Raw genomic sequence first — 13,978 nt, 5'->3', positions numbered from 1 at the left:
ATAAAATTTAAACAGGCTCTTAATTCTTGTTCCGATTTATTACCAAAATTTTGATTGTCGTTAATATATTCTGTAAGTAAAGCATCAACTATAGCTTCTGAAGATGTAGTATATGGGTCTTCTTTATTTATGTAATTTTCAATAGACAAATATGCTGTCCTACCTGAATTCCATGTTATAGTTCGTGCTTCTATTTCTTGTAGCTCATTATCTATTTTAGCTTGTAATTCATTCCATTCATTGCTTTCTAAATCTTTTCCGTCAAGAGCATTTTTGTGTAATTTAATTAAATCATGGAAATATTTTTTATCTCTTTCTTGCTTTGGAATCATATCGGTTAAAATCATAAGTTCCCATTTATGAAACATTAAAGAGTAATCAATACCGACATTGCATGATTCCAAAAAGGCAGGATAAAAGTACTCTTCATAGTTTTCTTTAAAACCACTAAAATCATTTGAATTATGGTGGTTAATAGTAAATAGTAGATTTCCTAACCAATTAGGTAAACCTAAATTACTAGGGAAATTTTCGTAATCTTCTAAAAAAAAGTCAGGTGTGGTGTATGTCCTATTTAGATTGAATAACTTTTCTGCTATTTCCTCTGCTGATTTAGGAGCTTTTTTCATATTCAACCAATCATATGTAGAAGCTAATTTTTTTTCTTTTATTTCGTGATTATTTTTAAATGACAATAGCATAGTTATATAAAATAAATTAATTTTTAATTTTTTAATAATGGCAAAATTGCGTTAAATTCCTAAGTTTGCTAAGCGCTTGCTGCCAGCGTCTTGGCACTACAGCGGGTTTGGGACTAAATTAAGCCCTATTTTTGGATTTGCCAAATCACCCCAAATACAAAACCATGTTTCCATTAAACCCAATGCCCAAATCCGTTGTAGTGGCTGTTGGGTGCTGTGGTTTTACGTAACAATGGTTTCAATTTTTATTTTTATTTTCTTTAGTTTATCTAAGCTATCATTTTCTGGACTAAAATAAGAATTGTATTGTTCTTCTATATCTTTAGCATAATATTTACAATGAATCTCAATTTCATTTATTTGTTTTCTTAAGTCTGCAACGAAACTCACAATGTTTCGGCTTCCAAAAATATCATATCCTATAGTATTTCTAAATTCCATTGAAACTCTAAGAAATTCAATCAAGATGTCGTTTGAGATAACTCTAAAATCTGTAGCCTCGTCATTATCTTCACATTCCTGTAAATATTCGTAATACTCGCCAGTAAATTGATTTACTAATTTTGCCCATGGCAATGACATGTAATTGTCCGGATTAGCAATTTTATAATCATCAATCATTGAAGCGCACATATTCATAAGTTTCAAAAAAGCAGAACCAATTTTTCTTTGTTCTTCAACTTTATAATTGATTTGAGATGTGTATTTTGCTCTAAGTTCTTCAATACCTTCTTTATAAAAGTCTATTAATGTAAAAAGATTAAGAAATGTCTTCTCCCAGTCAGGATCATCTTTTAAATAGAATTTGATTCCATTGTAAATAGATAATGAATCCATTTCAACAGCTCTGGCAAAATTACGATTTACTAAGAAATACATTCTATTCATCTTAGAGGGTTGAGTCTGTTCTTCTAAATAATACTTTTCCATCACTGTTCCTTGTTCTATTATTCCATCAATCATGGATTTTAAAAAAGTATTTAACAGTTTGAGTTTGTCAAGTAATTCTTTTTGATTTTCGGTCCGGACAAGTTCTTCATTTCTTAAAATTTGTTGTCGCTGTTCAAGTAAGCTCAATATTACAAATAAGATTGAAAGAAAAGATAAAACACCACCAATAAGAGTTCCATAACCCGAGATAATATCTGACTTATTTGCAAAGTCAATTTCAATTTGTTTTGGACTTGTTTCATTTATTAAATCGAAAGATATCCAAATAATGATTAAAAAAATTATAGTAGTAAATACAATAAGAATATTTTTAAAAACTTTAATTTTTGTCATAAATTACTTTTTTGGTGATTTTGAGGTACCATTGCACCCAACTCATTAATACCAGTCATAAAATGGCACCAACACAACCCTTTTGGTTGTGTTGGTGCAGTAAGTTTGCTTTTTCTTTCAGCGAATATAAGAAATATTTTTACTACAATTTTTTAACTTTTTGGAAATTGAAATAAAAATAATTCCTAAGTTATCCTCTTATTGAGATTTCTCTAAATCATGTATGAAATGGTTTGAAAAAGATTTGTAGGATCAACAAATATGCGGTTTAAACGGATTTAATTGATACCTTTCTAATTGGTAATAACTTTTTAATTATTTGATATTTATTATATTAAAATATATTTAGTTAAGTAATTTGAAGATAATATTCATATTCTAATAAGATAAAAATTCAATTTCTGATTTTTTATCCATGATTTGCCAGCCATCATCGGCTAGTATAAAATACACTTCATGACTCAATAAGTCTTTCAAGCCATTCTTAATGCTAGCAGCAAAAACATTCTTTCTCCGAATTGTAGTGTATTCTACAATTGCCTTATTACCGGAACTCATAATTCTGATTTCTGCAATAGCTCCAAATTCTTCATCGGCTACTTTTACACGTTGAATTTTATGTTTTTTATCTGCTGCAGGTGTTGGCAGTAAGTACGGTCTTGCTGCAGGGGTAAAACTCACGAAAGCCGTTGTATCACCAAATTTTTTGGTTTGAAGTACTTTTACAAATCCTTTTTCTACGAGTCCGGATTTAAAAATGGTGTAGGCATGCGCGGGATCACCACAGAAAATATCATGGTCTACAATAGTAGGGTAATGATTTTTTTCCAGAATAAGGGTGGTAGCCAATTTCTCATCCAGCTTTTTAGGCTGGCAACCTGTTATGATCAGAAGCATAGTGGCTAAAATATAAGATAGATTTTTCATATTTTTAAGTTTTAAATTATTTAGTTAATATTCTTTAATCTGTTTAATCATGCGCTCCAATGTTTCAATTGCTATTCGTTTATCCCTCTCTTCAAAAATGTAAGCCTTGCTTCGCATGGCATTGTATGAAAGATCCACTTTATTTGGAGTGGATAGAAATGGAACAATTGTTTTAAATAAATGATTCATTGATTTTGAAATAAGAATTTTTAATTCATCAGATGCCCTAAGTATTAAGGCTGTCTGATCTGTCGAAAGCTTACATAAGACTTTATTAGAGGAAGAGTCTATAACGGAGGACTCACACATCTTCTTTTCAATAATTGGTAAAGGTTTGTTTAAATAGTTTGCAAATCTGGATTCTACAAAAGTTATTAATTCATCCAAACACGAAATTAAAGTAGCAGTTACCTCTTTTAAATGTTCTCTATGTTCATCATCGGTACTATTTATCTCTGTAATTTTATCTAAAAGAAATAACAGCGATGAATAATAATTTCCAACTAAAATTTTAATCTGTTTCTCCTTGGTAAGCGAAAAAACCTGTACCGTAAATTGTGACTGAATTAAGAATGTTTGCTCGGTCGCTTTTTTAATAATCGCTTTGGATTGAATTGGAGTAATCATAGTAAGATCTGTTTTACCAGGATTAAGGGTTGAGGTCACCGTTAAATCCATCCATTCTAAAAGATAGGTTTGAGTCATTTTTTTTACTTTTACTTAGTAAATATTTCTCTCGACTTGCAATCGACAGTACTCTAAATCAATGCTTATAGAACATTCTTAACCCAGTCAAACATGTATTATAAAGTATTTAATTAGAATTTAATTGTAAACGGTATTCTGAAGGAGACAGGGAAGTATGCCTTTTAAAAAAAGTACTGAAAGCAGAAGAATTACTAAAGTGCAATTCTTCTCCAATATATAAAATGGTTAAATGATTGTTTTGCAGCAAAACTTTTGCTTCGAGGAGAATCGCTTCTTCAATAAATTGCTTCGCAGTTTTTTCTGTAACTTGTTTAACTATTCTACTAAAATGATCCGTATTAACACCTAAATAATTTGCGTAGTATTTTACACTGTGTTGCTTTCTGCAATTCATTTCTAAAATTTTAAAAAATTGAAGAACTAGTTTTTCCCTTTTCGAATGCTGAAGTGATATATGCCAGGATGACCTGTGATAGATACCTGCTAATTCATATAATAACAGATTAAAACTAAAAAGTATTATCTCATCTTTAAAAACATGCGAGCTAGGTCGTAATACTTTGCTATTAAGTAATGTCAATAAATCAATTAGTAATAAAACATCTTTACTTTTTAGAAAGATTTTAGAGGATAATTGGGTAATAAAAAATTCAAAATACCTAATATGAGGTCTTCGTATACTATTTTCAATAACAAAGTCTGTAGTAAATGACAGCAAGCAAATTTGTAATTGATCACTCATGATCAAAATTTCAAATGAAGTCTTTATAGGTATCACAAGGATCTCACTTTCAAAGACAGTAACTTCTGTATTATCTATTAGGATAGATAAGGAACCCGAATTGACAATCAGTATAGAGAAATGGTCTACCTTAAATAATTTACTCAAAGATTTTTTAGATGTAAATTTCTCAAAAATGTAAACTTGCAGGCCAATATGAAAATATTTTGATTTTTTGCTTACCACGACAATACTCTTTATGAAATTATAATCAGTTAAAATAAATTTTACTTTATTAAAGCCCAAATTGGCAAGCTACTCTGACATCAACCTAGACATCAATGTAACGGTAATAAAAAGTAAATTGGACATGCCACTCACAAAAAGCAGGTAGGCCAGACTACGTGGACTATCACTTTTTATCTCGCCATTTGTGAGATAGCCAATTATTTCATCATAGGATAATAGATCTATGATGAAATAAAGACTAACAAGATTGAAAAGAATCAAGCACACAGTAAACACGTATGCTATCTCTTTTTCATAGCAATAGATATAATACATCATAACTCAGATCATTGATTGTATATCATGATTCCTGTTACAAGTGAACGTTTTATTGCCGTACAGGGATCATCAATTGCACCACTAACCCCTGCAACACGGTGACCAGTAGAAGTGTCCCAGTCTTTATCTTTGCGTTCCAGAGCATAATACGTTGAATACCTCGCTATGGAGGAAGTGGTAAGGATAATTCTCTTATCCTCACTGTTAAATGCCTGATTAGCTATCACAGCTGATTCAAAAGATATTATGTATTGATAAATTTCCTCGTAGGAATCATTTTCCCATAAAAGGATATCATTCATAAAATTCGAAAGATTATCTTTTGCTGCAATTGTCATTGTAGAATTTAAAATAGTCTGATCTAGTTTAGACTGTGGATTATTTATAATCTCTTGTATCACAATCAGATTGGGAGACAAATTTGTTCCTGAAGTTAAAAGCATTAGATCATTATTTTGAGCCGCTAGAGTTTCGATCTGTTGAGAAATTTGTCCTATTGTGTTATACTGATAGTTACCTGATAAATAAGCATCAAGAATATCATTATGTAGTTTACCAGCAAAATCGTAAATGTTTGCAGGGTTTTCAGGGGTCATGTTTTGCACCAAACGTGCTGATTTTTCTGATTCCTTGCTACTGATTTTACTATCTATACTTTCTATATTATCAATAGTATCAGTAGTACAGGAAACGATTAATAATGGTAAAATTATTAATCGTAATGAAATGTTTTTCATGATTAAAATGTGTTAAATGTGACCGACTAATTTTTTAGTCAGTTCATTTCACCCGGGTAAGCAGAACTTTAATTTAGTACTCTACTAAATATTTTTGCTTTTGAATTCAAGGCAAATCTAAAAGTAGATTTTTTGATTTGCAAAACATTAGTATGTGGATTTCCGAGAATAAGAGTATGGATTTTCGGAAAATCCATATACCTTTTTTAAATAAAAAAACCTTAATTATCAATTGTTTACACTATATTTAAGGCGATTTTTTTGAAAAATGTTAATGAGCCTTTTTATAAGCCTTTTATTTAGCTTTCAGAATGATTTTGTACAAAAAATAATGTCTCATTTTAATTCAAACTATGATTAGAAAGTATCTATTTGTACTCTCTCTTTGCTTGGGAGATCAAATCTGCGCACAGGAAATCCATTTTAAAATTCCCGATACACTTCGAAATAAGAATTACGATTACCTTTTTGAAAGGATAGAAGAATCTGAAAAAGATAGTGTTAAAAAATCCTTATACCTTAAATCCTTTCTCGTAAAATCGAAAGCAGAAAATAATTTGGAAGAGCTTGTAAATGGCTATAAAAACTATGTTCATCACTCGCCGGAAAATCTAAAACTGATCTATGTAGATAGTATGATTTATGCTGCAAAAAAATCAAAAGATAATGCATTAATAGGTTCAGCCTATCTTTCAAAAGGAATCGTATATTATGCCGCTAAAAAACATAATTATGCATTAGACAATTATCTAATTGCAGATAATTATATTTCCAAAACAAATGATAAGTATTTGATATATAAGGTAAAATACAATATTGCAAATATAAAATACTACCTGGGATTTTATAATGAGGCAATTTCTTTATTTAAGGAATGCATCGATTACTTTAAAGAAAACAACGATAGGGGCTATCTGAATTCCCTACATTCTCTTGGTCTTTGTTATAATCGTCTTGGAAGTTATAGCTTATGTACAGAAATAAATGAGAAGGGATTATCAGAAGGAGAAAGATTATCTAACAATGAGATGGAAGAGTATTTTATTATCTCCGAAGGAGTTAACCAGTATTTCCGAGGCAATTATACCTTGGCTATTAGTAAAATCAACTATTCACTACCAGTCATTATAAAAAACAAAGATTTTGCAAATGAAGCTGTTGGTTATTTTTATATTGGGAAAAGTTATTGGGATCTTAAGAATCCAGAAATGGCCATACCTTATTTCAAAAAAGTAGATGATATTTTTAATAATAAAGGATACATTCGTCCTGATCTTCTCAATAGCTATGAATTATTAATCAGCTACTTTAAATCCAAAAAAAATCTTAACCTACAACTTTACTATATTGAGAAACTGCTTAAAGTAAATAATATTATGAACAGCAGATACAAATACGTATCGCAAAGAATTTACAAAGACTATAACACTAAAGAATTACTATTTCAGAAAAATAAAATTGAAAAGTTATTTGAAGAAAGAAAGCGTAATGACTTTATTTTTAAGGGTATAATAGTATTTTTATTTTTATCTGTGGTCTTTCTAATTTATAATCATAGTAGGAATAAGAAAGTTTATCGTCAAAGATTCGATGATTTAATGAAAAAAAGTGAAACTGTATCTAAGTTTGAATCAAAAAACCTAAATAACGGAATTGAAGATATAAATCCGGATACTGTAATGGTTATATTGAAGCAATTAGAAAAATTTGAAAAGGATAAAAAATTTTTGGTGAAAGATTTGACGGAAGCAAAACTCGCAGTTCTAATTGATTCAAATATAAAATATCTTTCAAAAATAATATTACATTACAGAGGTAAGAAATTTGTAAAGTATATCAATGATCTAAGGATAGACTATTTGATAAAATTAATGAAAGAGGAAAAGAAATTTCAGAATTATACAAATAAAGCGCTATCAGAAGAAGCAGGTTTTAGTAGTAAAGAACGTTTTACAAAAGCTTTTTTTTCCAGAACCGGAATGCCAACATCATATTTTATGAAAGAACTTAGAAAAGAATAGTTTTAACATTTTTTTCTTTACATCTAAAAGGTAAACTTCTATTTTTGCTCCCTCATTTAATAAAATATATCATGAAAGATTTAGTAGCTAAAATCCACGCAGAAATCGAAACATTTAAGACAGAATCAGAATCTCTAATTGAAAAAGGAGTAAAAGCAGCTGGAGCTAGAGCTCGTAAATCAACTTTGGAATTAGAAAAATTATTGAAAGAGTTTAGAAAAGTTTCTATTGAGGAGTCAAAGAAATAATAGCCTTTAAACTAATAACCTCACTTAGATAATTTAAGTGAGGTTTATGTGCTTAGCAAGAAATAAGTTTTAGTTGATTTTATTTAATCTATTTTCCATTTGTTTTGCAATCAATATCGAACCTACAGCCCTAATTAATAAAATTCCAATGACAGCTGGAATTATTAATGATGATAATATTATAAGAATATCTCTTATACCTTGGGTTTTAAATTGATTTAGATATGTAAACAAAATAGTTCCACCTAAAAGTAGAATTATAAAACATACTATAGCAATGTTAGCACAAATTCTTTCATATATACTTAAATTTATCTTTATTTCTGAACTATTTAGATCAAAATGTTGTTTTGCTTTCTTGATTTTTGTCCATGTGTAATTCAACCTATTTTTAAAATCAATATATTTAGGTATTGATTCTTCATTTGCATCAATTCCAGTTAAAGAAAAAAAGTATAACTCTTTCAAATAAGGAGTAACAAATTTGGTTTTAAAATCATCATCAAATTTATCCATTACAGAATATGTCTCTAAGTCATTTAATAAATTCTTCAACTTTCTTCTCTGAAAAAAGTCGAATACATCTGCTAATGACTGCTTTCCTAGTATAGCAACAATTACGGTTCCAAATATTGTTAACATTGTTGTTATAATATTGCCATGTATTAAATCCATATCATTTTATTATTATTTTTTAGGCGAATTTCTTAGCCTGTTCCTAATAGTTTTGAATCTAAAAGTTATAATTCAAAACTGCTATTGGACAAAGATTATTTATAAGTGTGATCGATCTCTTTATAGTAAGCATCAAAGTTAAATTCTATATCTAACAACTCCTTTGGATGGACTCTGAGACCTTTTGCAATTTCAAATATGGTATTAATTCTAAAATCGACACGACCTTTTTCAATTTTGCTAATTTTAGTAGCGTCTAAATTACAACGTGAAGCAATCTTTGCATATGACTCACCATTTCTGATAAGTTTTATTTTATCTCCAATTTTGTTTCGAAATTCTAAATTAATGTTCTTATTATCCATAATGAGTAATTTTCAAGCAAATTGAATTTTTTTAAGAAAAAAAACATGGTCGAATTCGACCATGTTTTTAAATAATTTTATATATTTGCCTAACGTATACATCAATAAGATGTATATTTGCGATTCTTCATATAAAAATATTTGAAGCATTCGCTTTGAATCTCGCACTAGAAAACTGGAAATTTTGCAACGAGATGATAAGTTAAGATGCTCACGACCATGGCGTGGGCTCACTTATTGTTGCTCGGTATTTCCAGTACCTCTAGTGCAATAAGCTGAGTTACTGCGCCATTTTTTATTTCCTTGGCAAAATTCTCCCCTTACATTCACAGCACTGCTTCTCCATTTTTCAAAGTCTCGCATTTAGCTATTACCTAACCAAACCTGCATGACTTATGAATTAAAAAAAATTACTGCTATTTTTTTTACTGCCTGCACTGTCTCAATTTTTATTATGAATTAGTCAACTGCAAGGTTTTATAGGTTTAAAAAAAAAGCAAGATTACATGGCTTTATCTAAGCTAAAAAAAGCTCTCTAACCCGCGATCAACAAGTTTAGAGAGCTGAATTAATAAAACTTTCGTTTCAAATTAACTAACCCCAAAATTATGAAAACTTTTTCATTAAATAAAGGGTTGGCGGGACTTTGGTATCCGTTTATTTTCGGGTTCTATCTTTTTTGCACGCCAGCCTTAGCAAGGAACACCTTGTTCTTTTCCGTTTCACAACAACAAACACAAGTCCACGGTATTGTAACTGATGGCACCCTTCCTCTTCCGGGAGTCAGTATTTCAGTAAAAAACCAGAAAAAAGCTGTGGCTACTGACTTTGATGGTAAATTTACAATAACAGTGTCACCACACGATATTCTTATTTTCACTTACATTGGTTTCAAAACAATTGAAATTCCAGTTGCAGGGCGCTTAGTGATTAATGTACAAATGAAGGAAGATGCCACTTCCCTTCAGGAAGTAAAAATTAATGCAGGATATTATTCCGTTAAAGAGAGCGAACGCACGGGAAGTATAGCAAGAATTACTTCAAAGGATATCGAAACACAGCCCGTAACTAATGTACTTGCCACGATGCAGGGTCGTATGGCAGGTGTGAATATTACACAAAATACAGGAGTTCCCGGAGGTAATTTCGATATTAAAATCAGGGGACAAAACAGTATTCGACTTGATGGCAATGCACCACTTTATCTTATAGATGGCGTCCCGTATGCTTCTGAAACAATTGGATACAATCAGACCTCTACTATTTACCCAACACCTACAAGCCCTTTAAACAGTATAAATCCTGATACTATCGAAAGTATTGAAATACTCAAAGATGCAGATGCCACAGCTATATATGGTTCAAGAGGTGCTAACGGTGTGGTGCTTATCACAACTAAAAAAGGAAAAGCAGGAAAAACAACTTTTACAGTAACTGCCTCCACGGGTGCCGGAACTGTAACAAAATTCATGAAACTCATGAATACCGAGCAGTATCTAGCCATGCGAAGAGAAGCTTTTAAAAATGACGGCATTCCCTACAATTCATGGGATTATGATGTAAATGGAACATGGGATCAAAACAGATATACCGATTGGCAAAAGGAACTTATCGGTGGTACAGCCAGCATCACAGATCTGCAGGCTGCTATTTCAGGGGGATCTGAAAAAACACAGTTCCTGATCAGCGGTAATTATCATACGCAGTCCAGCGTATTTCCGGGTAATTTTATCTATAAAAAAGGCGGTTCACAATTCAATTTAAACCACCGCTCAGAAGATAATAAATTCAGGGTTACGTTCTCAGCTGGATATAACAGTCAAAACAATGATCAGCCCGCCTTTGATTTTACCTATGATGCCCGCTCACTCCCTCCTAATGCACCTACCCTTTATGATTCTAATGGTGAACTAAACTGGGAAAACGGCACTTGGGACAATCCGCTTCGGAACCTTAATGCTGAATTTGAATCTAAAACAAATGACCTTATTGCCAATTCCGTATTATCATATGAAATATCTTCAGGTCTCTTGATTAAAAGCAATTTTGGATATACTGATTTAAGCACTGTGGAAACCCGTACAGCTCCATCGTCTGTATATAATCCTGCCTACAATATCAGCAGTGCTAATTCATCACTTTATCTAAACAATACAGACCGCTCTTCCTGGATCATAGAACCACAGATAAGTTGGACAAAAGAATTAGGTTTAGGAAAACTGGACCTGCTTGCAGGATCAACTTTTCAAAATCAAACTACCACCCGGTTGTTTCAGTCAGGTACAGGATATAGTTCCAACAGTCTGATTTATAATCTGGCATCTGCTAAGTACATTAATGTACTGCTAAATGATGAAACCATATATAAGTATCAGGCCTTTTTCGGACGTATTAACTATAGTTTCGACAAACGTTACATCATCAACCTTACAGGCAGGCGTGATGGGTCAAGCCGTTTTGGACCAGGCAATCAATTTGCTGCTTTCGGTGCCGTAGGAGTGGCATGGCTCTTCTCAAATGAGAATTTTCTAAAAAACAGCTCATGGATCAGTTTTGGAAAACTAAGATCCAGTTACGGAACAACCGGTAGTGACCAGATTGGCGATTATCAGTTCTTAAATACCTATACTACTACAGGGATAAATTATGGAGGAAATGTCGGCCTTGAGCCAACCCGGCTTTACAATGCTGATTTTGGTTGGGAAACCAACAAAAAACTAGAAGCCGCGCTTGAATTAGGTTTTTTTCACGATAAAATATTTACAACAGCTTCATGGTATCAGAACAAATCATCTAATCAGCTCGTGGGAGTCCCACTGCCCGGAACAACTGGTTTTACCGTTCTTCAGTCAAATTTAAATGCCGAAGTTCAAAACAGCGGTTTGGAACTGACACTTAGAACCAATAACTTCAGTAATGTAAATTTTAGCTGGACAACCAGCTTCAACCTAACCTTTGCCAAGAACAAACTGCTTAGTTTTCCGGGATTAGAAAGTTCTCCCTACAGCCAGAAATATCGCCTTGATAAGCCCCTAAACATTGAGCTTGTCTACGAGTATAAAGGGGTTAATTCCCAGACTGGTCTCTATGAATTTGAAGACATTAATAAAGACGGTAAAATTACTTTTCCTGAAGACAGACAGAAAGCTGTCGATCTTAATCCAAAGTATTACGGCGGTATGCAAAATCAGCTTCGCTATAAGAATTGGAACCTTGACTTCTTATTTCAGTTCGTCAAACAAAAAAATAGAGTAAATCCAATGGGATTTGCAGGACAGATGTCCAATCAGCCTGTTTCTAAAATAGATCGCTGGCAAGAGGTCGGAGACATTCCTACTTATCAATTGTATACAACGGGTAATAATAGTGAGGCTGTAACAGCAGATTATTTATACGACAGAAGTGACGCCTCAATAACGGACGCTTCATTTATAAGACTTAAAAACATCTCGCTTTCCTATCTGTTACCCATGCGCTCAAACACAGTGCAATGTAAAATTATGCTGCAGGCTCAGAATCTTTTGACTTTTACCAAATACAAAGACGGCGATCCTGAATTTACCTCGTCCGGATACTTACCGCCTCTTAAAGTGACAACTGCAGGTGTTCAATTAACATTTTAAAACATACTTTATGAAAACATTTTATCATATAGAAAAGCAAATGTTGTGGTTAGGAATATTGTCCTTTTTTATGAATTCCTGCGATTCTTTTGTAGAGGTAGATCTTCCCAAATCACAACTTACCACTGTAACCGTGTTTGATGATTATGCTACTGCTGATGCAGCCCTTACGGACATATACGCAAAAATCAGGGATAAGGGCTTACTAACCGGCAACAACAGAGGGCTGTCAAATCAGCTTGGTAACTACACAGACGAGATAATTCCTTATGGTACACCTTCAAATCCAAGTTTGAACTTTTATAACAATAGCCTTTTAGCTGAGAATTCAGATATTGCGCAGTACTGGAACGACTCCTACAATCAGATTTATGCTGCCAATTCTTTAATGGAAGGTATAGAAGCGAGCACTAAGCTTTCAGACCAAAATAAAAAACAACTTAAAGGAGAAGCTCTTTTTATTCGCGCACTACAGCATTTTTATCTGGTCAATCTCTTTGGAAACATTCCCTACATCACAGTGACCGATTATAAAAAAAACAGTACAGTGAGCAGAATGCCTGTCAATCAGGTATATCAGAATATTATAAATGATCTGGAAAGTGCTATTGCTTTATTGCAAAATAATTACAGCGAAATGGGAAGAATCCGCGCTGACAAATATGTTGCCCATGCCTTTTTAGCCAGAGTTTACCTCTACACTAAATCTTATCCTGAGGCCGCCAATGAAGCCTCGGCAGTTCTTAACCAGACCGATTTGTTTGCTTTGGAAAATATAGACCAAACCTTTTTAGTAGATTCAAGTGAGACCATCTGGCAGCTGCAATCAGCAGAAGCAGGACAAAATACACAGGAAGCATCAACCTTTATATTCTTATCTGGTCCACCTGCACTTGTAGCTCTAAATGATAATCTTGTAAATTCCTTTTCAGCATCTGACCTGCGATATTCCAATTGGATTAAAGCGGTCAATGACGACACCTCAACATGGTACCATGCCTACAAGTATAAAGAGCAAAACTTTACTTCGATCTCTAAAGAATATTCGATTGTTTTCAGGCTTGCCGAACAATATCTTATCAGAGCCGAAGCACGAGCACAGCAAGGTGATCTTATTGGTGCCAAAGAAGACTTAAACAAAATCAGACATCGAGCTGGTCTTGATGATACTTCGGCAATCACTAAAGAAGAAATCTTGGATGCTGTATTAAAGGAGAGACGATGGGAATTCTTTACCGAGTATGGACATCGTTTTTTCGATCTGAAACGCTTCAATCAAATAGATGTGGTGCTTTCAGGCAGTAAGCCGGGATGGAATGCGTCTGATAGTTTATTCCCTCTCCCTCAGAGTGAACTAAGTTCAAATCCGAATCTTCGTCCTCAAAACCAGGGATATTAAAA

The 13,978-nt window shown here is 32.6% G+C and carries 12 protein-coding genes; 4 read left to right on the top strand and 8 right to left on the bottom strand.

Features of this window, described 5'->3' with window-relative positions:
• From B0A67_RS13415 to B0A67_RS13390, 6 genes are all read right to left on the bottom strand, one after another.
• Positions 1-695, bottom strand: a 695-nt coding sequence (locus B0A67_RS13415; protein WP_207557340.1) for a hypothetical protein, incomplete at its 3' end; no start/stop codon positions are given.
• Between the two features lie 228 nt (positions 696-923).
• A complete protein-coding gene (locus B0A67_RS13410; RefSeq protein WP_056250078.1) occupies positions 924-1,985 on the bottom strand; it encodes a hypothetical protein in 1,062 nt (353 codons plus the stop codon).
• Positions 1,986-2,363: 378 nt separating this feature from the next.
• Entirely contained in the window at positions 2,364-2,912 is a 549-nt protein-coding gene (locus tag B0A67_RS13405) for a hypothetical protein (protein ID WP_056250076.1), read from the bottom strand.
• A 24-nt stretch (positions 2,913-2,936) separates the two neighbouring features.
• The gene (locus B0A67_RS13400; protein ID WP_056250074.1) at positions 2,937-3,617 is read right to left on the bottom strand and encodes a hypothetical protein; all 681 of its coding nucleotides are present in this window, start codon (positions 3,615-3,617) and stop codon (positions 2,937-2,939) included.
• Positions 3,618-3,726: 109 nt separating this feature from the next.
• Positions 3,727-4,587 (bottom strand): helix-turn-helix domain-containing protein, encoded by an 861-nt coding sequence (locus tag B0A67_RS13395; protein ID WP_207557339.1) that lies wholly within the window; start codon positions 4,585-4,587, stop codon positions 3,727-3,729.
• A gap of 329 nt (positions 4,588-4,916) precedes the next feature.
• Positions 4,917-5,645, bottom strand: a complete 729-nt coding sequence (locus B0A67_RS13390) for a hypothetical protein (protein WP_072959324.1) — start codon at positions 5,643-5,645, stop codon at positions 4,917-4,919.
• Between the two features lie 353 nt (positions 5,646-5,998).
• On the opposite strand from B0A67_RS13390, the gene B0A67_RS13385 reads away from it, so the two are divergent.
• Positions 5,999-7,666 carry an AraC family transcriptional regulator gene (locus B0A67_RS13385; protein WP_089069541.1) on the top strand — a complete coding sequence of 556 codons (1,668 nt, stop codon included), beginning with the start codon at positions 5,999-6,001 and terminating at the stop codon, positions 7,664-7,666.
• Between the two features lie 71 nt (positions 7,667-7,737).
• Positions 7,738-7,914 carry a histone H1 gene (locus B0A67_RS13380; protein WP_056250069.1) on the top strand — a complete coding sequence of 59 codons (177 nt, stop codon included), beginning with the start codon at positions 7,738-7,740 and terminating at the stop codon, positions 7,912-7,914.
• A gap of 69 nt (positions 7,915-7,983) precedes the next feature.
• On the opposite strand, the gene B0A67_RS13375 is transcribed toward B0A67_RS13380, so the two are convergent.
• Entirely contained in the window at positions 7,984-8,589 is a 606-nt protein-coding gene (locus B0A67_RS13375; protein WP_072959321.1) for a hypothetical protein, read from the bottom strand.
• 95 nt (positions 8,590-8,684) lie between these two features.
• Positions 8,685-8,954 carry a helix-turn-helix domain-containing protein gene (locus B0A67_RS13370; protein ID WP_056250066.1) on the bottom strand — a complete coding sequence of 90 codons (270 nt, stop codon included), beginning with the start codon at positions 8,952-8,954 and terminating at the stop codon, positions 8,685-8,687.
• 608 nt (positions 8,955-9,562) lie between these two features.
• Between B0A67_RS13370 and B0A67_RS13365 the strand changes: the two genes are divergently transcribed.
• Positions 9,563-12,577, top strand: coding sequence for a SusC/RagA family TonB-linked outer membrane protein (locus tag B0A67_RS13365; protein ID WP_072959318.1), 3,015 nt, complete (start codon positions 9,563-9,565; stop codon positions 12,575-12,577).
• Positions 12,578-12,587: 10 nt separating this feature from the next.
• Positions 12,588-13,976, top strand: a complete 1,389-nt coding sequence (locus tag B0A67_RS13360; protein ID WP_072959316.1) for a RagB/SusD family nutrient uptake outer membrane protein — start codon at positions 12,588-12,590, stop codon at positions 13,974-13,976.
• Positions 13,977-13,978: the final 2 nt, after the last annotated feature.

Origin of the sequence: Flavobacterium aquidurense, from assembly GCF_002217195.1 — a bacterium.
GTDB classification, from domain to species: domain Bacteria; phylum Bacteroidota; class Bacteroidia; order Flavobacteriales; family Flavobacteriaceae; genus Flavobacterium; species Flavobacterium frigidimaris.
The sequence above is the reverse complement of the archived record's forward strand: the minus strand, read 5'-3'. Positions and strand labels throughout refer to the sequence as shown.

Excerpts from the sequence above, each read along its gene's own strand:
- B0A67_RS13410 (WP_056250078.1), bottom strand. The coding sequence starts at position 1,985 with ATGACAAAAATTAAAGTTTTTAAAAATATTCTTATTGTATTTACTACT.
- B0A67_RS13405 (WP_056250076.1), bottom strand. The coding sequence starts at position 2,912 with ATGAAAAATCTATCTTATATTTTAGCCACTATGCTTCTGATCATAACA.
- B0A67_RS13400 (WP_056250074.1), bottom strand. The coding sequence starts at position 3,617 with ATGACTCAAACCTATCTTTTAGAATGGATGGATTTAACGGTGACCTCA.
- B0A67_RS13390 (WP_072959324.1), bottom strand. The coding sequence starts at position 5,645 with ATGAAAAACATTTCATTACGATTAATAATTTTACCATTATTAATCGTT.
- B0A67_RS13385 (WP_089069541.1), top strand. The coding sequence starts at position 5,999 with ATGATTAGAAAGTATCTATTTGTACTCTCTCTTTGCTTGGGAGATCAA.
- B0A67_RS13380 (WP_056250069.1), top strand. The coding sequence starts at position 7,738 with ATGAAAGATTTAGTAGCTAAAATCCACGCAGAAATCGAAACATTTAAG.
- B0A67_RS13375 (WP_072959321.1), bottom strand. The coding sequence starts at position 8,589 with ATGGATTTAATACATGGCAATATTATAACAACAATGTTAACAATATTT.
- B0A67_RS13370 (WP_056250066.1), bottom strand. The coding sequence starts at position 8,954 with ATGGATAATAAGAACATTAATTTAGAATTTCGAAACAAAATTGGAGAT.
- B0A67_RS13365 (WP_072959318.1), top strand. The coding sequence starts at position 9,563 with ATGAAAACTTTTTCATTAAATAAAGGGTTGGCGGGACTTTGGTATCCG.
- B0A67_RS13360 (WP_072959316.1), top strand. The coding sequence starts at position 12,588 with ATGAAAACATTTTATCATATAGAAAAGCAAATGTTGTGGTTAGGAATA.